The sequence below is a fragment of the Burkholderia sp. BCC1638 genome, from assembly GCF_902833195.1.
Taxonomy (GTDB): Bacteria; Pseudomonadota; Gammaproteobacteria; order Burkholderiales; family Burkholderiaceae; genus Burkholderia; species Burkholderia diffusa.
Map to the genome: position 1 here is coordinate 220,287 of NZ_CADFEC010000008.1, position 19,731 is coordinate 240,017.

At 64.4% G+C, this 19,731-nt stretch carries 18 protein-coding genes; 8 read left to right on the forward strand and 10 right to left on the reverse strand.

Translation table 11 applies throughout. From position 1 onward, the window contains the following. Entirely contained in the window at window positions 1-1,920 is a 1,920-nt protein-coding gene (locus HWX22_RS12615) for a bifunctional anthranilate synthase component I family protein/class IV aminotransferase (protein WP_175915734.1), read from the forward strand. A 135-nt stretch (window positions 1,921-2,055) separates the two neighbouring features. On the opposite strand, the gene panB is transcribed toward HWX22_RS12615, so the two are convergent. From panB to hda, 6 genes are read right to left on the reverse strand one after another with little or no spacing between them, the layout of a single operon-like run. Beyond that, complete coding sequence (gene panB / locus HWX22_RS12620; RefSeq protein WP_175915735.1) at window positions 2,056-2,871, reverse strand: 3-methyl-2-oxobutanoate hydroxymethyltransferase; 816 nt, start codon at window positions 2,869-2,871, stop codon at window positions 2,056-2,058. Window positions 2,872-2,915: 44 nt separating this feature from the next. After that, window positions 2,916-3,602, reverse strand: a complete 687-nt coding sequence (locus tag HWX22_RS12625; protein WP_059465459.1) for a deoxynucleoside kinase — start codon at window positions 3,600-3,602, stop codon at window positions 2,916-2,918. Next, a complete protein-coding gene (gene folK / locus HWX22_RS12630) occupies window positions 3,599-4,141 on the reverse strand; it encodes a 2-amino-4-hydroxy-6-hydroxymethyldihydropteridine diphosphokinase (RefSeq protein WP_059535422.1) in 543 nt (180 codons plus the stop codon). The genes HWX22_RS12625 and folK overlap by 4 nt, the downstream gene beginning before the upstream one ends. Window positions 4,142-4,176: 35 nt before the next feature. Continuing rightward, complete coding sequence (pcnB, locus tag HWX22_RS12635) at window positions 4,177-5,712, reverse strand: polynucleotide adenylyltransferase PcnB (RefSeq protein WP_175915736.1); 1,536 nt, start codon at window positions 5,710-5,712, stop codon at window positions 4,177-4,179. Between the two features lie 5 nt (window positions 5,713-5,717). Next, window positions 5,718-6,395, reverse strand: coding sequence for an HAD family hydrolase (locus HWX22_RS12640; protein WP_059535426.1), 678 nt, complete (start codon window positions 6,393-6,395; stop codon window positions 5,718-5,720). A gap of 11 nt (window positions 6,396-6,406) precedes the next feature. Next, window positions 6,407-7,141, reverse strand: coding sequence for a DnaA regulatory inactivator Hda (hda, locus tag HWX22_RS12645; RefSeq protein WP_006760485.1), 735 nt, complete (start codon window positions 7,139-7,141; stop codon window positions 6,407-6,409). A gap of 247 nt (window positions 7,142-7,388) precedes the next feature. Here hda and purM point away from each other — a divergent pair, with 247 nt between their 5' ends. Continuing rightward, window positions 7,389-8,444 (forward strand): phosphoribosylformylglycinamidine cyclo-ligase, encoded by a 1,056-nt coding sequence (purM, locus tag HWX22_RS12650; protein ID WP_059451336.1) that lies wholly within the window; start codon window positions 7,389-7,391, stop codon window positions 8,442-8,444. A gap of 191 nt (window positions 8,445-8,635) precedes the next feature. Here purM and HWX22_RS12655 read toward each other — a convergent pair whose 3' ends face one another. Further along, on the reverse strand, window positions 8,636-9,298 hold the full coding sequence (locus HWX22_RS12655) for an NAD(P)H-dependent oxidoreductase (protein WP_175909143.1): 663 nt from the start codon (window positions 9,296-9,298) through the stop codon (window positions 8,636-8,638). Between the two features lie 113 nt (window positions 9,299-9,411). Between HWX22_RS12655 and HWX22_RS12660 the strand changes: the two genes are divergently transcribed. Continuing rightward, entirely contained in the window at window positions 9,412-10,263 is an 852-nt protein-coding gene (locus tag HWX22_RS12660) for a LysR substrate-binding domain-containing protein (RefSeq protein ID WP_175915737.1), read from the forward strand. Between the two features lie 126 nt (window positions 10,264-10,389). On the opposite strand, the gene miaA is transcribed toward HWX22_RS12660, so the two are convergent. Next, window positions 10,390-11,367 (reverse strand): tRNA (adenosine(37)-N6)-dimethylallyltransferase MiaA, encoded by a 978-nt coding sequence (miaA, locus tag HWX22_RS12665; protein ID WP_175915738.1) that lies wholly within the window; start codon window positions 11,365-11,367, stop codon window positions 10,390-10,392. Then, window positions 11,364-13,352, reverse strand: a complete 1,989-nt coding sequence (gene mutL, locus HWX22_RS12670) for a DNA mismatch repair endonuclease MutL (RefSeq protein WP_175915739.1) — start codon at window positions 13,350-13,352, stop codon at window positions 11,364-11,366. The genes miaA and mutL overlap by 4 nt, the downstream gene beginning before the upstream one ends. A 171-nt stretch (window positions 13,353-13,523) precedes the next feature. Here mutL and HWX22_RS12675 point away from each other — a divergent pair, with 171 nt between their 5' ends. Then, complete coding sequence (locus HWX22_RS12675) at window positions 13,524-14,207, forward strand: DedA family protein (RefSeq protein WP_059535524.1); 684 nt, start codon at window positions 13,524-13,526, stop codon at window positions 14,205-14,207. Between the two features lie 166 nt (window positions 14,208-14,373). On the opposite strand, the gene HWX22_RS12680 is transcribed toward HWX22_RS12675, so the two are convergent. Beyond that, window positions 14,374-15,186, reverse strand: coding sequence for a mechanosensitive ion channel family protein (locus HWX22_RS12680; RefSeq protein ID WP_059535436.1), 813 nt, complete (start codon window positions 15,184-15,186; stop codon window positions 14,374-14,376). 714 nt (window positions 15,187-15,900) lie between these two features. On the opposite strand from HWX22_RS12680, the gene HWX22_RS12685 reads away from it, so the two are divergent. From HWX22_RS12685 to HWX22_RS12700, 4 genes are read left to right on the forward strand one after another with little or no spacing between them, the layout of a single operon-like run. Continuing rightward, window positions 15,901-17,073 (forward strand): polysaccharide biosynthesis/export family protein, encoded by a 1,173-nt coding sequence (locus HWX22_RS12685; RefSeq protein WP_175915740.1) that lies wholly within the window; start codon window positions 15,901-15,903, stop codon window positions 17,071-17,073. A 6-nt stretch (window positions 17,074-17,079) separates the two neighbouring features. Then, window positions 17,080-17,898: an ABC transporter permease gene (locus HWX22_RS12690; protein WP_175915741.1), complete on the forward strand. Its 819-nt coding sequence runs from the start codon at window positions 17,080-17,082 to the stop codon at window positions 17,896-17,898. After that, window positions 17,895-18,557: an ABC transporter ATP-binding protein gene (locus HWX22_RS12695; protein WP_175915742.1), complete on the forward strand. Its 663-nt coding sequence runs from the start codon at window positions 17,895-17,897 to the stop codon at window positions 18,555-18,557. The genes HWX22_RS12690 and HWX22_RS12695 overlap by 4 nt, the downstream gene beginning before the upstream one ends. Next, entirely contained in the window at window positions 18,554-19,726 is a 1,173-nt protein-coding gene (locus HWX22_RS12700) for a chain-length determining protein (protein ID WP_244135216.1), read from the forward strand. The genes HWX22_RS12695 and HWX22_RS12700 overlap by 4 nt, the downstream gene beginning before the upstream one ends. The last annotated feature ends 5 nt before the right edge of the window (window positions 19,727-19,731 follow it).

The window sequence follows — 19,731 nt, forward strand, 5'->3', positions numbered from 1 at the left end:
ATGACTGAGGGCAACGAGAGCGCGTCGTTCGCGCTCTTGGACGATTGCGACTCGACCGCGTCCGCGCGGTCGAGTCGTTTGTATTCCGGTTTCGTGCGCGAACGCGTGTGCACGGATCCGGCACGGCTCGACGAGCTCGATGCGGCGGTGGCGCAGGATCTGCGCGACGGGCTGCATGCGGTCGTCGTCGGCGATTACGAATTCGGACGCAATCTTGAAAGAGCGCAGCCGGGCCATGCCCCGCTGCGCTTTTTGCTGTATGCGCGCTGCGAGCGCCTGTCGCGCGACGAAGTCGACGCGTGGCTCGCGCAGCAGGACGGCGGCGGCCCGCCGTCGATCGCGGGCGTCGCGCATGTCGCGAAAAGCGTGTCGCGCGACGCGTTCGACGCGGCGATCGCCGCGGTGCACGACGCGCTGCGCGCGGGCGATTCGTACCAGATCAACTACACGTACCGGCTGAATTTCGACATGTTCGGCACGCCGCTCGCGCTGTACCGGCGGCTGCGCGCGCGTCAGCCCGTGCGTTATGGCGCGCTGATCGCGCTGCCCGACGGTGCGTGGGTCGTGTCGTGCTCGCCGGAGCTGTTCGTCGAGAAGCACGGCGACGTGCTGCGCGCGCGGCCGATGAAAGGCACGGCGCCGCGCTCGGCCGATCCGCGCGACGACGCGGCGGCCGCCGCGTTCCTCGCGAACGATCCGAAGAACCGCGCGGAAAACGTGATGATCGTCGACCTGCTGCGCAACGACGTGTCGCGGATCGCGCGCACGGGCACGGTCAGGGTGCTGGCGCTGTTCTCGGTCGAGCCGTACGCGTCGATATGGCAGATGACGTCGACGGTCGAGGCCGGCTGGCGCGACGGCACCACGTTCGCGCAGATGCTGCGCGCGCTGTTTCCGTGCGGATCGATCACCGGTGCGCCGAAGCACAAGACGATGGAACTGATCGACGCGATCGAGTCGACGCCGCGCGGGCTCTATACGGGCGCGATCGGCTGGCTCGACGCACCGACGGAACGCGCATCGGCAGGCGATGCGTCGCCCGACGATGCGGCCGGCTGCGGCGATTTCTGCCTGTCGGTCGCGATCCGGACGCTGACGCTCGAGACGGTCGATGTCGATGCCGCCGCAACGATCGACACGCATGACGCGGCAACGGCCGCCGGCGGCCGGCGGCGCGGCACGATGGGTGTCGGCGCGGGCATCGTGCTCGACAGCATCGCCGCCGACGAATATGCGGAGTGCGAATTGAAAGCGCGATTCCTGACAGACGCCGATCCCGGCTTCCAGTTGTTCGAAACCACCGCCGCGACGCGTGCGGACGGCATCCGGCATCTCGAGCGCCATCTCGCGCGGCTGCGGCGCAGCGCGGATGCGTTCGGCTTCCGCCTCGACACCGATGCGTTGCGCCGCGAGATCGACGCGCGCTGCGCGGCGCTCGACGGCGACGGTCCGTACCGGATGAAGCTCGCGCTCGCGAAGGATGGCACGGTCGACATCACGACCGCGACGCTGAAACCGCTGCCCGCCGGGCCGGTCGGCGTGATGCTCGCGTCCGCGCACGGCTTCGCACCGACCCGCACGGACGACACGCTGCTGCTGCACAAGACGACGCGCCGCGCCGAATACGACCGCGCATGGCAGGCGGCGGAGGCGCTTGGCGGCTTCGACATGCTGTTCGTCAACGAGCGCGGCGAGGTGACGGAAGGCGGGCGTTCGAACCTGTTCGTGAAGCTCGGCGGCCGGTGGGTGACCCCGCCGCTGTCGAGCGGCGTGCTGCCGGGCGTGATGCGCGGCGTGCTGCTCGACGACCGCACATTCGGCGCCGAGGAGCGTGTCGTCACGCTCGACGATCTGGCGCGCGCCGAGGCGCTGCTGCTGACCAATGCACTGCGCGGCGCGCTCGATGCGGTATTGAAATGACGCGATGAACGACGGGGCCGCGTGCCGGAAGAACCGGCACCGCTGACCTTCGGCAACACGGCATCCAAAGAAAAAGCGCGGCGCCCCGCAAAGGGTGCCGCGCTTTTTTCGTATCGAACGGGCGCCGGCCGCGCGTCAGAACGAGTGTTCCGGGCCCGGGAACGAGCCGTCCTTCACCGCGCTCACGTACGCCTCGACGGCCGCCTGGATGTTCGGCTGGCCCTGCATGAAATCCTTCACGAAACGCGGGCGCTTGCCGGGGAAAATGCCGAGCATGTCGTGCAGCACCAGCACCTGGCCCGAGCACTCGAGGCCCGCGCCGATGCCGATCGTCGGGATCTTCAGCATGTGCGTGACTTCGGACGCGACGAGCGTCGGCACCGCTTCGAGCACCACGAGCTGCGCGCCCGCGTCCTCGACCGCGCGCGCATCGCGCAGCAGCTGCGCGGCGCCGGCTTCCGTGCGGCCCTGCACCTTGAAGCCGCCGAACGCGTGAACCGACTGCGGCGTGAGGCCGAGGTGCGCGCATACCGGCACCGAGCGTTCGACGAGGAAGCGGATCGTGTCGGCGAGCCATTCGCCGCCTTCGAGCTTGACCATCTGCGCGCCGGCGCGCATCAGCGTGACCGCGTTTGCGAACGCCTCGGCCGGCGTGCCGTACGTGCCGAACGGTAGATCGGCAACGACGAGCGCGCGCGGCTGCGCACGCGCGACGCATACTGTGTGGTACGCGATGTCGTCGATCGACACGGGGAGCGTGGTGGTGTGGCCCTGCAGCACGTTGCCGAGCGAGTCGCCGATCAGCAGCACGTCGGTGCCGGCGCGATCGAGCAGCGCGGAAAAGCTCGCGTCGTAGCAGGTGAGCATCGCGATCTTCTCGCCGGCTTCGCGCATTGCCTGCAGCTTGGGCACAGTGACGGCAGGCCGGCTCGATTCCTGGAGATAGGTCATGGGAAATCCGGTTCGATGGAGGGGGAACGACGGGCGAGGACGCGTCAGCGCGTCGTTTCGCCCTTGACGAAGAATTCCTTGCGGCCGCGCATCGTGTCGATGCGCTCGATCAGCAGCGCGAGGTCTTCGGGGGAATCTTGCGGGTTCAGGTGTTCGGCTGCGACCGTGAGCACCGGCGTGCGGTCGTAGTGATAGAAGAATTCGTTGTACGCATCGACGAGCGAGCGCAGGTACGCGTCGCTGATCTGCAACTCCATCGGCAGCCCGCGCTTCTGGATGCGCGAGAACAGCACTTCGGGGCTCGCCTGCAGGTAGACGACGAGATCGGGCGCGGGGGCCTGCGGAACGTCGAGGTGCGTCGCGATCGACCGGTACAACTGCCATTCGTCTTCCGGCAGGTTCAGCCGCGCGAAGATGTCATTCTTCTGCGGCATGAAATCGGCGACGACGGGCCGGCCCGTATCGAGCGCGCCGATCAGTTCGCGCGCCTGCTGCGCGCGCTGCAGCGCGAACGACAGCTGCGCGGGCAGCGCGTAGCGCGCGGTGTCGCGATAGAAGCGTTCGAGGAACGGGTTGTCCTGCGGGCGCTCGAGCAGCGTCTGCATCGACCAGCGCTCGGCGAACAGGCGCGCGAGCGTCGTCTTGCCGACGCCGATCGGCCCTTCGATCACCAGATAGCGATGCGGGGCGCGCAGGTCGGGCGCGGTGACGGTCAGCGGAGTGATGTTCATCGGCAGCGGTTCTTGTCGGCGTCAGCGCCGGCGGCAAGGGCCTTCTGCATCAGGCACTGACAGGTCTGCACCTTCTCGACGCGCTGATCCGCGACGGAGGCGAGGTACGCATCGGCGCGGCCGCGCGCGGGGATGTCGAGCGCGGGCTCGATCTCGACGAGCGGCACGAGCGCGAATGCGCGATCGGTGAGGCGCGGATGCGGGACGATCAGGTCGGGTTCGTCGATCGAATCCGTGCCGAACAGCAGGATGTCGAGGTCGAGCGTGCGCGGCGCGTTGCGATACGGGCGCTCGCGCCCGAAGTGATGTTCGATCTTCTGGCAGAGCGCGAGCAATTCACGGGCCGACAGCGTCGTGTCGAGCTTGACGACGCAATTGTAGTAATCGTCGCCGCCTGCTTCGAAGGGCGCCGTGCGATACAGGCTCGATTTGCCGAGGATCGAGATGGTGCGCTGCTGCGCGAGGCACACCACCGCGTCCTTCAGGGTCTGGCGCGCATCGCCGAGATTCGCCCCCAGTCCGATATATGCAACCGTCATGGCATCACTTCCTACGTCGTTCGCCGGCGAGCGCGTCAGTCGTCGGAACCGCCCGCGGTGTCCGGCGCCTGCTCGGCGGCGCCTTCGCCCGGCTTGCGGTTTCGCGCACCGCCGCGGCGGCGCCGCTTGCGGGGCGATTTTTCCTTCGAGCCGCCCTGCGTGAGGAGTGCCTCGCGCGCGGCCGCGTCGCCTTCGATGAAATCCGTCCACCACTGTCCGACTTCCGTATCGAGCTCGCCGGATTCGCAGCGTAACAGGAGGAAATCATACCCCGCTCTAAACCTTTGGTGTTCCAGCAGCCGCATCGCGCTGCGGCCCGAGCGTTTTTCGAGGCGCAGCTGCAGGCCCCAGATCTCGCGCATGTCGGCCGAGTAGCGCTTGTGGATCGCGAGTTTCTCGGTCTGCATGTCGATCACGTCGTCCATCGCGCGATGGAGCGCCGGCACCGGGAATTCGCCTTCCGCCGAGTATTGCTCGAAGCGCTGGCGCATGTCGTGCCACAGCAGCGTCGCGAACAGGAAGCCCGGCGACACCGTCTTGCCGGCGCGCACGCGCGCGTCGGTGTTGTTCAGCGCGAGCGTGATGAACTTCTCGCCCTGCGGTTGTTCGAGCACGACGTCGAGGAGCGGCAGCAGCCCATGGTGCAGGCCTTCCTTGCGCAGCTGCTTCAGGCATGCGAGCGCGTGGCCCGACAGCAGCAGCTTCAGCATTTCGTCGAACAGACGCGCGGCCGGCACGTTGTTGATCAGGTCGGCGAGCGCGTTGATCGGCTCGCGCGTGTGCGGCTCGATCTCGAAACCGAGCTTCGCCGCGAAACGCACGACGCGCAGCATCCGCACCGGATCCTCGCGATAGCGCGTGGCCGGGTCGCCGATCATCCGCAGCAGACGGGCGCGCATGTCGGCCATCCCGTCGTGGTAGTCGAGCACCGTCTGCGTCGACGGGTCGTAATACATCGCGTTGATCGTGAAGTCGCGGCGCGCGGCGTCTTCGTGCTGTTCGCCCCACACGTTGTCGCGCAGCACGCGGCCGCTGGCGTCCACCGCATGCGTGCGGCGATCGAGTTCGTCGCGCTTCAGGCGCTTCGGCGGCTCGGCCGCGGCGGCTTCGGGCGGGGCGTCGACCAGGGCGCGGAACGTCGACACCTCGATCAGTTCCTGGCCGAACTGCACGTGGACGATCTGGAAGCGGCGGCCGATCAGGCGCGCGCGGCGGAACAGGCGCTGCACCTCGGTCGGCGTCGCGTCGGTCGCGACGTCGAAGTCCTTCGGTGCGATGCCGAGCAGCAGGTCGCGCACCGCGCCGCCGACGATGAACGCGCGAAAGCCCGCCTGCTGCAGCGTGTCGGTCACGCGTACGGCATTGCGCGAGATCAGCGACGGATCGATCTGATGCACGCTGGCCGGCACGACGGTCGGTTCGTGATTGCTGCGCGGCTTCCTGGCGCCGCCGCCGCGGCTACCGTTCGCGGGGCGCTGGGCAGGGGCCGTGTCGGCGGCGGGCGCCTCGACGGGCGACGTTTGTTCGGCGCCGTCCTGGCCGAGCAGCTTGCGAATGAATTTTTTGATCACGACGTTCAGAAGAGATCGAGGATGCGCCAGCCGCGGTCGCTTGCATGCGCACGCAGCGTGTCGTCGGGGTTGGTCGCGATCGGGTCGGTGACTTTCTCGAGCAACGGGATGTCGTTGTGCGAGTCGCTGTAGAAGTAGCTGTGTTCGAAGTCGTCCCAGTGCTTGCCGAGCGACGCGAGCCACGCTTCGGTGCGCACGATCTTGCCTTCGCGATAGCTCGGCGTGCCGGTCGGCCGGCCCGTGTACGGCGAGTCGGGGTGCCCGTCGGTCGTTTCGACCTCGCACGCGATCAGCGTGTCGACGCCGAACGCGGTCGCGATCGGACGCGTGATGAACTCGTTGGTCGCGGTCACGACGCAGCACAGGTCGCCGGCATCGATGTGCTTGCGGACGAGTTCGAGCGCGGCGGGCGTCATCGCGGGGCGGATCACCTCGTGCATGTACTGCTCGTGCCATTCGGCGAGCTGCGCGCGCGAGTACTTCGCGAGCGGCGTGAGCATCGCGCACAGGTACGCATGGATGTCGAGCTTGCCGGCCTTGTAGTCGGCGAAGAACTGATCGTTCTGACGCGAGAAGCTTTCCGCGTCGACGATGCCGAGCTTCACCATGAAGCGGCCCCATTCGTGGTCGCTATCGGTCGGGATCAGCGTGTGATCGAGGTCAAAGAGTGCCAGATTAGTCATGGATGCGCATTTTACTCGAAGCGGTTCGGACCTGTGCCCGGTGGTGCGATGTCGTCGCCGGGGCGGGCCAGCATCCGGCGCAGCAGCGGCAGCGTGACGGCGCGCTTCTGCTCGAGCGAGAAGCGGTCGAGCGCGTCGAGCAGCGCCATCAGGCTCGGCATGTCGCGGCGGAAATGGGTCAGCAGGTAGGCGGCGATGTCGTCGGTGAGCGCGATCCCGCGCTCCTTCGCCGCGAGCTTCAGCACGGCGATCTTGCCGGCATCGGACGGCGGCGACAGGTGAAACACGAGCCCCCAGCCGAGGCGCGTGCGCAGATCCTCGCGCACGTCGAGCGCGAGCGGCGCCGCGGGGCCCGCTGCGACGAACGCGCTCGACGGGTGCGCGCGGACCTCGTTGAACAGGTTGAACAGCGCGACCTGCTGCGTGTCGCTCATCCGGTCGCAGTCGTCGATCGCGTAGATGCCGATGCGCGGGTCGAACGTGAATGCGCCGAGCGGGCTTTGCGGCGTCAGGTAGCGCGCGTAGCCGTACGACGCGTCGCTCACGAGCGCCTGCAGCAGGTGGGTGCGGCCGCTGCCGGGCTCGCCCCAGATATAGAACGACCGGTCCGGCACGGGCCCCGCCGCGAGCGCGAGGTCGAGCTTTTGGAGCCGCGAGATGAGCTCGTCGTTCTCCTCATTCATGATGAAGTTGTCGAACGTGGCGGGCGGCGGCGTGCCGAGATCGAGCGTCAGTTGACGGGACACAACAGTCACAATGCGGGTCGGTTGATGAAACGCGCGCCGTACGCCGGGCACGCGCGGGGGGCTGCTCCGGTGCCTGCACACGCGGCCGCACGCACGGCGGCGCGCGGGTTTCGGCGCGGCTCGCGTGGCGATGAAAACGGGGACGTGTCGACCAAGATGCAATCCCTGACGATTCGGTGCTGGGAATTCCGGCCAACGGGCCGGCTTCGGGTAAAATCGCATTTTACCGACCTTCTCGCATTCCCCCATGAATCCTCCGAAATCCGCTCCCGACGCTCAGGGTCTGTCCTACCGTGACGCAGGCGTCGACATCGACGCAGGCGACGCGCTCATCGACAAGATCAAGCCTTTTGCGAAGAAAACCCTGCGCGACGGCGTGCTCGGCGGCATCGGCGGGTTCGGCGCGCTGTTCGAAGTGCCGAAGAAGTACAAGGAGCCCGTGCTCGTGTCGGGCACCGACGGCGTGGGCACCAAGCTCAAGCTGGCCTTTCATCTGAACAAACACGACACCGTCGGCCAGGATCTGGTGGCGATGAGCGTGAACGACATCCTCGTGCAGGGTGCCGAGCCGCTGTTCTTCCTCGACTACTTCGCGTGCGGCAAGCTCGATGTCGACACGGCCGCAACGGTCGTCAAGGGCATCGCGCACGGCTGCGAACTGTCGGGCTGTGCGCTGATCGGCGGCGAGACGGCCGAAATGCCGGGCATGTACCCGGACGGCGAATACGATCTGGCCGGTTTCGCGGTCGGCGCGGTCGAGAAGAGCAAGATCATCGACGGCAGCACGATCGCCGAAGGCGACGTGGTGCTCGGCCTTGCCTCGAGCGGCATCCACTCGAACGGCTTCTCGCTTGTGCGCAAGATCATCGAGCGCGCGAACCCCGACCTGTCCGCCGATTTCCACGGCCGTTCGCTGGCCGACACGCTGATGGCGCCCACGCGCATCTACGTGAAGCCGCTGCTCGCGCTGATGCAGAAGCTGTCGGTGAAGGGCATGGCCCATATCACCGGTGGCGGCCTCGTCGAGAACATTCCGCGCGTGCTGCGCGAAGGCCTCACGGCCGAGCTCGACCAGAACGCGTGGCCGCTGCCGCCGCTGTTCAAGTGGCTGCAGGAGCACGGCGGTGTCGCCGACGCCGAAATGCACCGCGTGTTCAACTGCGGGATCGGGATGGCCGTGATCGTCGCGGCGGCCGATGCCGACGCAGCGATCGCCGACCTGACGGCCGCCGGCGAGCAGGTGTGGAAGATCGGCACCGTGCGTGCAAGCCGTGAAGGCGAGGCGCAGACGGTCGTGGTCTGACGCGCCGCACGCAAGATGCAGCAAGGAAAGCCGCCCGGAGTCGATCCGGGCGGCTTTTTTTTCGGTTCTTCGAGGATTACCGGAGGACGCGACGCGAATCTCCGGGGAGAAGGACTCCCCGTCCGGATACCCTTAAGCCCGACGCTCGATGACCTTGATGGCGTTGTTGATGCTTCCAGCCATGGGCGAGTTCAGCCATCAACCGAAGCCGAAGCGGATGATGAAGCTGCGTGTGCCAACGTCACTGCCTGTTCGCGCGCAGCCTCTCGGCCCACGTGATCGACTTCAGGTCCAAACAGTGTTTTCTCGACGATGATCGATTCGATGTCGGTGATACCGATGAAGCGCAGCCACGCTTCAAGAAACGGCCGCTGAAAGTCGAACGACTCGGCGGGCGTGGTCGATTGCCTCGAATAGTCGAGGCCTCTCGCATAGATCACGACTGCTTTCTTGCCGTTCAGCAATCCCGCTAACCCACGCTCGTCGAATGAGAAGAGGAGGCCGCGGTGGGACACGGCGTCGATGAAATGCTTGAGCTTGTATGGGATGGAGAAATTCCACAGCGGCACGGAGAACAGCAGCGTATCCGCGTCGTGCATCCGCTGCGCGAGCTGCCGGAAACCTGCCCACGCTTGTTGCTGGCCTTCACTGAGCGGCGTGCCGCTCAAGTCCGCGTATTTGGCATCGAGCGCATCGCCGTCGAGTTCCGGCAATGGCGTCGCCCAGAGGTCGAGCACGTCGACCCGATGCTCCGGATGCGCGTCGCGCCAGGCTTCCAGATACGCGTGCGCAACGTCGCGTGATGCGGACCGCGACTTGCGCGGGGAAGATTCGATATGCAGCAAGGTCGACATGGAACGGCTCCTGACGGGTTGACGGCCCTCATCAGAACATAGTTCGATTCGAAATATAAACGAAGTATCATCGCGATATTCAGTAGCATTCGCACTGTATTGCGGGACATCTCATGTTCGATACCGTTTTGTTGCGCTCTTTCGTGGCCGTCGTCCAGGAAGGCGGATTCACGCATGCCGCGGCCCGTCTGAATCTGACGCAGTCCGCCGTCAGCGCGCATCTTCGGCGCCTGGAAAAACAGATCGGCCGTGACCTGCTCGTGCGCACCACGCGCTCGGTCACGCTCACGGTGGACGGCGAACTGCTGCTGGGTTACGCGCGCGCCATCCTCGCGCTCAATCAGGACGCGCGGGCGCAACTGCTGCGCGAACCGAGTGCGGGTACGATCCGTGTGGGTCTGTCGGAAGACCTCGCCAATGTCAGGCTGATGCATGTGATGCAGGCGTTTGCCGCGCGGTACCCGCGCATCGCATTCAGCATCCGGGTCGGTATTCCGGGCGAACTGCTCCAGGCGCTGGATCACGGTGAGCTGGATGTGGTGATGGGTGGACGCTGTCACGGCGGGCCCACCGGACGCGTGCTGTGGCGCGAGCCGCTTGTGTGGGCCGGTGCGGATTGGGCGCCGCTCACGCCTGGCGTACCGGTGCCGATTGCGCTGCTGCCGGAACCGTGCCCGTATCGCGAGGCCTCGCTGGCAGCACTGGCCCGCGCGGGCGTGGATTACCGGATCGTGCTCGTGTGCCCGAGCGGCGCCGGCCTGTGCGCTGCCGCGCACGCGGGCTTTGCGGTGACGCCAATCGTGCACACACAACTGGCGCACGGCTTGCGTGCGGTCCCCCCGGATGCCGGCCTGCCGGCGCTACCCGATGTCGAGTTCACGATGTTCGCGGCCCCGGGTGCGTCGGACAGGGTTGTTGATGAACTGGGCAACGCGATCGCGTTGGCATTCGCGCACAACGGATGACCGCAGTCATCGCGGCGACAGAGTCGGGATCTTCGCGGCCAGAGGCACACGCATCGTCATCGGTTCACGAAATTCCACGAAGAACTTCTTTCTGGGGCAGGGCCGATGCGAGCCGATGGGGCCCCGTTAGCGATCCTCGATACGGCCGTCCAGCACGCGCTCGAGCGCGTCAACCGCGCGGTCGGTCGAATCCGGCGCGACGCAGTCGACGACAATCCGCTCCGGCATCGCGCGCAGCCACGTGATCTGCCGTTTGCACAGCTGGCGCGTTGCGAAGATGCCTTTGTCGCGCATGGTCCGGTAATCGGTGTCGCCGTCGAGGAATTCCCATGCCTGCCGGTAGCCGACGCAGCGCATCGACGGCAAGCCGAGATGCAGATCCTCGCGGCGGCGCAGCCGTTCGACTTCATCGATGAAGCCGGCGTCGAGCATCGCGTCGAAACGTTGCGCGATGCGCGCGTGCAGCACCGCGCGGTCCGACGGCTCGAGCGCCACCGGGACGAAGCGGTACGCGGCGGCTGCATCGTCCGCGCGACGCGGCGCGGCGAGCAGCGCCGACATCGGCTGCCCGCTCAGCAGGAACACTTCGAGCGCGCGCTGGATCCGCTGCGAATCGTTCGGCGCGAGCCGTGCAGCCGTCGCCGGGTCGACTTGCGCGAGCCGCGCATGGAGTGCCGGCCAGCCGTCGCGCGCGGCGTCGGCATCGAGCTCGGCGCGCACGGCCGGATCGGCGGTCGGCAGATCGTTGAGGCCCTGCGTCAGCGCCTTGTAGTACAGCATCGTGCCGCCCGCGAGCAGCGGCGTGCGGCCGCGCGCGGCGATCTCGCCGATCACGCGCAGCGCGTCCGCGCGGAATTCGGCCGCCGAATAGGCGTCGGCCGGGTCGATGATGTCGATCAGGTGGTGCGGCACGCTCGCGCGCTCGTCGCGCGTCGGTTTCGCGGTGCCGATATCCATGTCGCGGTAGACGAGCGCCGAATCGACGCTGACGATCTCGATCGGACGGCGCGCGGCAAGCGCCAGCGCCGCGGCCGTCTTGCCCGATGCGGTGGGGCCGAGCAGGCAGGCGATCGTCGTTGGGCGGGACTGCGGTGAAGCGTTCATTGGCCGCGCATGAAGAGACGGTCGAGATCGTTCAGCGTGAGCTGATACCACGTCGGCCGGCCGTGATTGCACTGGTCCGCGCGTTCGGTCGCTTCCATCTGGCGCAGCAGCGCGTTCATCTCGTCGAGCGTCAGGCGCCGGTTCGCGCGCACCGCGTGGTGACACGCGAGCGTGCCGAGCAGCTCGTGCTGGCGCTCGGTGAGCACGCGCGAGCCGCCGAATGCGTGCAGGTCGGCGAGCACCGCGCGCGCGAGCGACTGCAGGTCGGCGTCCTTCAGCAGCGCGGGCACCGCGCGGATCGCGAGCGTCGTCGGCGACAGCACCGCGAGGTCGAAGCCGAGCGATTCGAGCGTGTCGCGTTCTTCCTCGACCGTGCCGATCTCGACCGGCGTCGCCGTCATCGATATCGGCAGCAGCAGCGATTGCACCGCGACCGTGCGGTCGGCGAGCGCGTTCTTGAACTGTTCGTAGAGGATCCGTTCGTGCGCGGCGTGCATGTCGACGATCACGAGGCCGTGCGCGTTCTGCGCGAGCACGTAAATTCCGTGGATCTGACCGAGCGCGAAGCCGAGCGGCTGCTCGTCGTGTGCGGTGGCGGCAAGCGGCGACGCGGCGAAGCCCGGCAGCGGCGCGACTGGCGCATTGGCCGCATCCGCCGAATCGCGCGCGACGATCGTCGTGCCGTCCGGTGTGCCCGCACCCGTGTCCTTGCGGCCGAACAGCGCATCGTAGAGCGCGAGCGGTTGCGCGACCGGCAGCGTGCCCTGCGTCATGCGTGCCTGACGCATCCACGTGTTGCCCGACGACGACGGCGGCGACGAGAAGCCGCTACCGCCCGTGCCGGTGGCCGCACCCTGGCCGAGCGGTGTATTCAGGAACGACGCGGGGCCGCTCGGCGCCGGCGAGAGTTGCGCGGCATGGCCGCCCGCGGTGGTTTCCGGCGACGCGCCCGCGTGGCGCGCGAGTGCGCGTTGCACCGCATGGAACACGTACTGGTGGATCGAGCGCGAATCGCGGAACCGCACCTCGATCTTCGACGGATGCACGTTCACGTCGACGGCTTCCGGCGGCAGGTCGAGGAACAGCACGTACGACGGGTAGCGATCGCCGTGGAGGACGTCCTCGTACGCCGCGCGCACCGCGTGCGTGAGCAGCTTGTCGCGCACGAAGCGGCCGTTGACGAAGAAGTATTGCTGGTCGGCGCGGCCGCGGCTCGCGGTCGGCAGGCCCGCGCAGCCGTAGACGGCAAGCGGCCCGGCCTGCTCGTCGAGCGGCAGGTGCGCGGTCGCGAAGCCGTCGCCGAGAATCTTCGCGACCCGCAGTGCGGGCTCGGTCGCGTTCCAGTGCTCGACGGCCTTGCCGTTGTGCAGCACCGAGATCGCGACGTCCGGCCGCGCGAGCGCCGCGCGGCGGATCATTTCGAGGCAGTGGCCGAACTCGGTCTGCTCGCTTTTCAGGAACTTGCGGCGCGCGGGTGTGTTGAAGTACAGCTCGCGCACCTCGATCGTCGTGCCGACCGCGCCGGCGGCCGGCGACAGCGCGCCCGTGGTCGCGTCGATCTTCGTCGCGTGCGCGACGTCGGCCGTGCGGCTCGTGATCGACATTTCGGCGACCGACGCGATCGACGCGAGGGCTTCGCCGCGAAAACCCAGCGTCGCGACCGCCTCGAGCTCCTCGAGCGAGCGAATCTTGCTCGTCGCGTGACGCATCAGCGCGAGCGGCAGTTCGGCAGGCGGGATTCCGCAGCCGTCGTCGGTGATCGAGATGCGCTTGACGCCGCCTTCCTCGAGCACAATGCGCAGCGTCGTCGCGCCGGCGTCCATCGCGTTTTCGAGCAGCTCCTTGACGACCGACGCCGGGCGTTCGACGACCTCGCCGGCCGCGATCTGGCTGATCAGCTGGTCGGGTAGGGGCTGGATCGCGCGCAGCGGGCGCGGAGCAGGGGCGGGCGCGGCGCCCGCGGCCGTTTCGGTGATTTCGGACATGGCCGAATTATAGCGAGGCGGCGGGGGCGTGCCGGGCCGCGGCCGGTTACGTTTTTTCACGGAGCCTTAAGGTAGTTTCGGTATGATGGCTCCGTTCCGCGCGCCGCCTTGTCCGGCGGGCACTTCCGCTTTTTCGGCCGTTCCGGCCCTTTCGCCTTCGAGGAATCGCATTTGGATACGCTGCTTCATTTCGTCAACCTGGTCCTGCATATCGATGCGTTCCTCGGCGACTTCATCCGGCAGTACGGTGCGTGGGTGTATCTGGTGCTGTTCCTGATCGTGTTCTGCGAGACGGGGCTCGTCGTGCTGCCGTTCCTGCCGGGCGATTCGCTGCTGTTCATCGGCGGCGCGTTCGCGGCGACGGGCGACATGAACGTCGGCGGGCTGATCGTGCTGCTGCTGGTCGCGGCAATTGCCGGCAATACCGTGAACTACCTGATCGGCCGCTGGATCGGGCCGAAGGTGTTCAATACGCATATCCCGGTGCTCGAGCGCTTCCTCGATCGCGCGGCGCTGCAGAAGACCCACACGTTCTACGACAAGCACGGCGGCAAGACGATCGTGCTCGCGCGCTTCATCCCGGTCGTGCGCACGTTCGCGCCGTTCGTCGCCGGCGCGTCGTCGATGAGCGTCGCGCGCTTCCAGCTGTTCAACGTGATCGGCGCGCTGGTCTGGGTGTTGCTGCTGGTGCTGCTCGGCTACTTCTTCGGCAATATTCCGTTCATCCGCCAGTATCTGAACGTGATCGTGCTGGCCGGGATCGGCGCGGCGATCGTGCCGGTTGCGCTGGGCGCGCTGTGGAAGCTGGTGCGCGGGCGGCGATCGGGCGGTACGCCGAATACGGGCGGCCACTAAGCCGAACGTTTTCGCTTCGGCGCAATAAAAAAGCGTGGCGGCTGCCACGCTTTTTTTTCGTCCGTGCGGTCCGGCCGATTACCGAGTGGCGGTGTCGGCCGTTCCGGCTGCTCGACGCAGGCTGCTTCAGCCAGAATCCGGCGGGCCGTCGGGCGCCATCGTTCCGTCAGGTCGTGCGATGAAAGATCGGCGTTTCGGGCGTCGGGTATTGCGCGTCGCGGAACGTCTCGAGAATCACGCGATTGGTATCGCAGTACACCTGCCAGTAGTTCTCCGGCTGCGTCGACGGACGCACGAACAGCAGCGGGCCTTCCGGCGTGAACTGCAGCACGCCGACGTCCGGTGCCGGCTGAGGCAGCACGTTCGGGATCTGCTGGATCTGCGACTTCAGGCGGTTGATCGCATCGACCGCGTCCACGCCGTTCGCGATCTTGGCGGTCAGGTCGACGCGGCGATGCGGCGTCGCGCTGTAGTTCGAGATGTTGTCCGAGAAGATCTTGTTGTTGCCGACGATCGTCACGATGTTGTCGGCGGTGATGATCGTCGTGCCGAACAGACCGAGCTCCTTCACCGTGCCGGTGACGCCGCCCGCGCTGACCACGTCGCCGATCTTGAACGGCCGCAGCACCTGCATGAACACGCCGGCGGCGAAGTGGGCGAGCAGGCCGCCCCAGGCGGTGCCGATCGCGAGGCCGAGGCCGGCGAGCAGCGCGGCGAACGACGTGGTCTGCACGCCGAAGATCTGCAGGATCGCGAGGATCAGCAGGATCGTCAGCAGCACGCTGACGACGGAGGTCAGATAGTCGGTGAGCGTCGGGTCGACCTTGCCGCTACGGCGCACGACCTTGCCGAGCAGGCGCGTGGCGATGCGGATCGCCCAGCGGCCGACGAACCACAACACGATCGCGGCGAGGAGATTGAGGCCAAAGTCGAGGCCGCGGGTCATCAGGAATTGCTGGGCGGATTCCAGGTTCGGCATGAGGGCTCCAAGACGGGTTTAAAAAACGGCCTGCGGCCGATATTCGTCGCACGGTTATAACCGACCTGTGAGACCGAGACAACCGCCGCGCCTGCTTGGGCGCCGGTATCGAAAACGTTTCAATCAGCGCGACGTACGCCGTTTGCCGAGACACGGACATTGTTAATTCCGGAGTGCAATCCGAGTTAATTACCACTTATTACCGTGAGATCGCGGGTGCGGACTGATCCTATGGTTTTCGGACTGAATTCGGACATGTCCTACTTCCATGCGATAATGCCGGCGTTTGGGAGACCTGCGCTGTAAGTTGCGAGAACCTGAGCGGACAGTGCGATTGCCGGAGAGGGATCGACCACCCCGATAACAGGCGCAGACGGCCGGCTGGCAAGGCCGGGCGCGGTTTTAAGACGTGCCGTCGTTTCGGTTATTTCCCATGAATTTCTGAAGTTCGTTCGCCATCAAGCCTGAATCCGTGGCGGAAATTGACATGCAGTAACCATTTCTTCTGCTGTCACAGAGGGTGGGTTTGTTGCTTTTTCGGTCGCCAATGGCCGAAAGAATGCAAATTTAAGTGAAGAATTTTTGAGAGGTCGATGGCCTGATCGAGCCAATCGACTGATGAAAAAGCGGCCGGGTGTTCGGGGGATGCGTTGATTGAACGCCCGGGAAATGACGCTGGCAAATCAATAGTAAAAAGTCTTGACCTCAAGATCCATGAAAAAGAGTTTATTGGCAATTTCCGTGCTTGCCGCTTTGGCGCTTTCGGGGTGTGGGACATTTCCGGGCTGGCTGCCGGGTTCGGGCGTTTCTCGTCAGCAGGTTCAGGAAGAGCGCGAAACCAGTGGCCGGATCGAAGGCATCCAACTGGTTGATGTCAACGATGCGCTGGCGAGAAAGCTGGCCGAGAGCAAGAAGCTGGGGCAGTTCTCGAGCTTGTTCCCGAATGGGGCTGGCAATACCTATCAGATTGGTCCGGGGGACGTCATCGAAGTGACGATCTGGGAGGCGCCCCCTGCGATGCTGTTCAGCACCCTGACACCAGCAACGCCGATGACGGCCAATGCCAATACGGCGAATGGCGTTACCTTGCCGGCGCAGATGGTGGCCTCGGACGGCACGATCACCATTCCCTTCGCAGGGCGGGTGCGCGTCAAGGGGCGTACTACGGAGCAGATCGAGACGAACATCGTCGGCCACCTCAAGGGGAAGGCGAATCTTCCTCAGGTGCTGGTCAACGTGACCAAGAACAATGCGTCGAATGTGACCGTCGTCGGCGAGGTCAATACCAGCGCAATGATGCCGCTGACGCCCAAGGGCGAGCGGTTGCTGGACGCGCTGGCATTTGCCGGGGGGGTGAAGCAGTCGGTCAGCCGCATGGCGGTGCAGCTTTCGCGAGGCGACGTCACTGCCACCATGCCGCTCGACGCGATTATTCGAGATCCCCGGCAGAACATTGTGCTCAGACCTGCCGATGTCGTGACGGCGCTTTATCAGCCGCAGACGTTTTCGGTGCTGGGGGCGACGGGCAAGAACGACGAAATTCCGTTCGAGGCCCAAGGTATTTCCCTCGCACAGGCGTTGGCCCGATCCGGCGGCCTTAATGACGCACGCGCGGATGCGCGCGGCGTCTTCGTGTTCCGCTTCGAGGATCCGAAGCTGGTCGATCTGAAGGAGCCGGCCGCGAAGTCTGTCAACGGGACGGTGCCCGTCGTGTACGAAATCGACCTGCGTGACCCGGCCGCATTTTTCGTGACGCAAAACTTCCCGATTCAGAATCGCGACGTGATTTATGTCTCGAACTCGCCGGGGGCGGAGTTCAAGAAATTCCTGTCGTTCATCGTGATGGTGGCGGATCCCACGGCCACACTGAATCGAGAGCTGCAGTAACGAATCATGGCAGAGAAAATACGTACCCCGTTCGAGGTGACATATTCCGTCTGGCGCGCGATGTTCCTGCGCGAGGCGCTCGATCGTCTGTTCGAGGCGCGGGCTGCCTGGTTGTGGCTGTTGGTCGAGCCGATTATTTATATTTCCCTGCACGCCTTCGGATTGGAGACGTTCCACGTTCACGAAGTGGGCGGAATGGCGATAAACATGTGGATTATCGCGGGGTTTATCGGATTTCTTCTCTGGCGCCGCACCTGGACTCAAGTGCTGCATGGGATCGATTGCAATCGGGCGTTTTTTGCGTATCGACAGGTCAAGCCGTTCGACGTTGCTCTGGTGCGGGCAGTACTGGAGCTGTTTTTGATGATCCCGATTTCAATCATCATTCTCCTGCTTGCCGCTTTCGCTGGCCACGCGATGACGGTCGATTTGCTCAATCCGGTGTGGCTTCCGGCCGATCCATTGCTTGTGATATTAAGCGTCGTCGGGTTGTGGTTATTCGGAATGGGTTTCGGTCTGATAACGTCGGTGGCGATGAATTTTGTGCCGGAGCTCGATCACATATTCAAGATATTGTATTTGCCGCTCTATTACATATCGGGTGCATTGCTTCCGCTTTCATTGTACGTTCCGCTTCCGTATCAGTATCTGTTCGTGCTCAACCCGGTTGTCAATGGAATTGAGTTGGTGCGGCAAGGATTCCTGCCATCGTACTACCCGCTTGCCGGCGTAAGCCTTGCCTATTTATATGCATGGGCGCTGGGATTCATGCTTGTCGGACTGGCATTGTACAAACGTTTTTCCAGAAAACTGGTGATGCGGTGATAGTGATCGAAGACGTTCATAAGCGCTACATGACCGATCATGGTGTCGGGAGATGGGTGCTGTGCGGCATCAACATGGTTATCCCTCCGAAGCAGAGCGTTGCCCTGATCGGACATAACGGAGCAGGGAAATCGACGTTATTGCGGATCATCGGTGGAATCGATTTCCCGACCAAGGGGAAAGTGGATCGGCGATGCCGGGTCTCCTGGCCCATGGGTGGGGGAGGACTTGAAGGAACCCTGACCGGGCGTCAGAACGCAAAGTTCGTTTGCCGAGTGCATGGCCATCAGGACGAGTTGAGAGACCGTTTGGAATTTATCCAGGGTTTTGCCGAACTAGGTGATGCTTTTGATGAACCGGTGCGAACCTATTCATCAGGGATGAGATCTCGTCTGCAGTTTGCTTTGTCATTGGCCTTTGATTTCGACGTATACATTTCGGACGAAGTTACTGCTGCAGGTGATGCAAAATTTAGAAAAAAAGCTGCCGATGCTTTTAAAGGAATGACGAGCAGGGCGAGTGTAATCATGGTTTCGCATGACGAAAGCACTTTAAAGCAATTTTGTCAGTCTGGCATCTGGATCAATGAAGGTCAGGCATATTGGTTTGACGACCTCGATGAGGCGTTGAAGGCATACAAGAACAAACTATTCCTATGAACGAATCATCGGTCACCAAAAACTGGGGCGTGGTTACACGACTGTCTGCGATCTACGAGAGCGGAAGGGGAAAACTGTCTTCCGTCAAGGTGTTCAAGTTGATCATATGGGTGATCATTGCGTATGCAATTCTCTCGATCCCATATTGGTTGCTTCTGGCATCCGATCGTTACGTTTCCGACGCCACGGTGGTCATTCAGCGTACCGATCAAATCAATGGCTCGACGCCGGCCATTCCCGCGATCATGGGGGCCGTAGCCGGCCCCAACAGTAGCGATCAGCTGTTACTTCGCGAATACCTGTTGTCCGTCGATATGCTGAAGAAACTCGATGCTTCTCTTGATCTGCGTTCGCATTACAGCAATTGGCATCGAGACATCATTTCACGCATGTGGTTTAAGAGCGCGCCTACCGAATGGTTCTATCGGTATTGGCTGTCTCGTATCGACGTTCAATACGACACCTACAGCGGTGTACTGCGAATCAGCGCCCAGGCATACGACCCGGAGACGGCACAAGCTATCGTGAGCATGATGGTCAAGGAAGGCGAAGCGCATATGAACCAGATCGGTCACGCGCTCGCACAATCGCAAGTCGACTTTCTGTCCAAGCAGGTGACGTTTGCACACGACCGGCTGCTGGATGCGACGCAAGCGCTGATTGATTTTCAGAATCAGAAAGGTCTGACCGCTCCGCAAGTGACCGTAGACAGCCTCAACGCCATTATCGACAAGCTCGAGGCGCAAAAGACCGATGTCCAGACGCAACTGGCATCCTTGCCGTCGACGCTGAGCCCGGACCAGCCGACCGTCGTGATGCTCAGAAACAATCTGAACGCGCTTGAGCGGCAGATTGCCCAGAAGCGGGCTGACCTGGCATCACCGTCCCGAAAAACCCTCAACTACACGGTCGAGGAATTTCAGCGTCTGCAAATGCAAACGGGATTCGCACAGGATCTTTACAAGACGGCTCTTTCTGCGCTCGAGGCAGGACGGATGGACGCCGCGCGCACGCTCAAGATGGTCTCGACATTGCAGGCGCCGACCAAGCCGAGCTATCCACTGGAGCCGGGGAGAATTTACAACACGCTCGTGACGCTTTTGATTGCCGCCGCGATGATCGGTGTCATAAAGCTGCTGGAAAGCATCATTCTGGATCACGTGGATTGAATTGG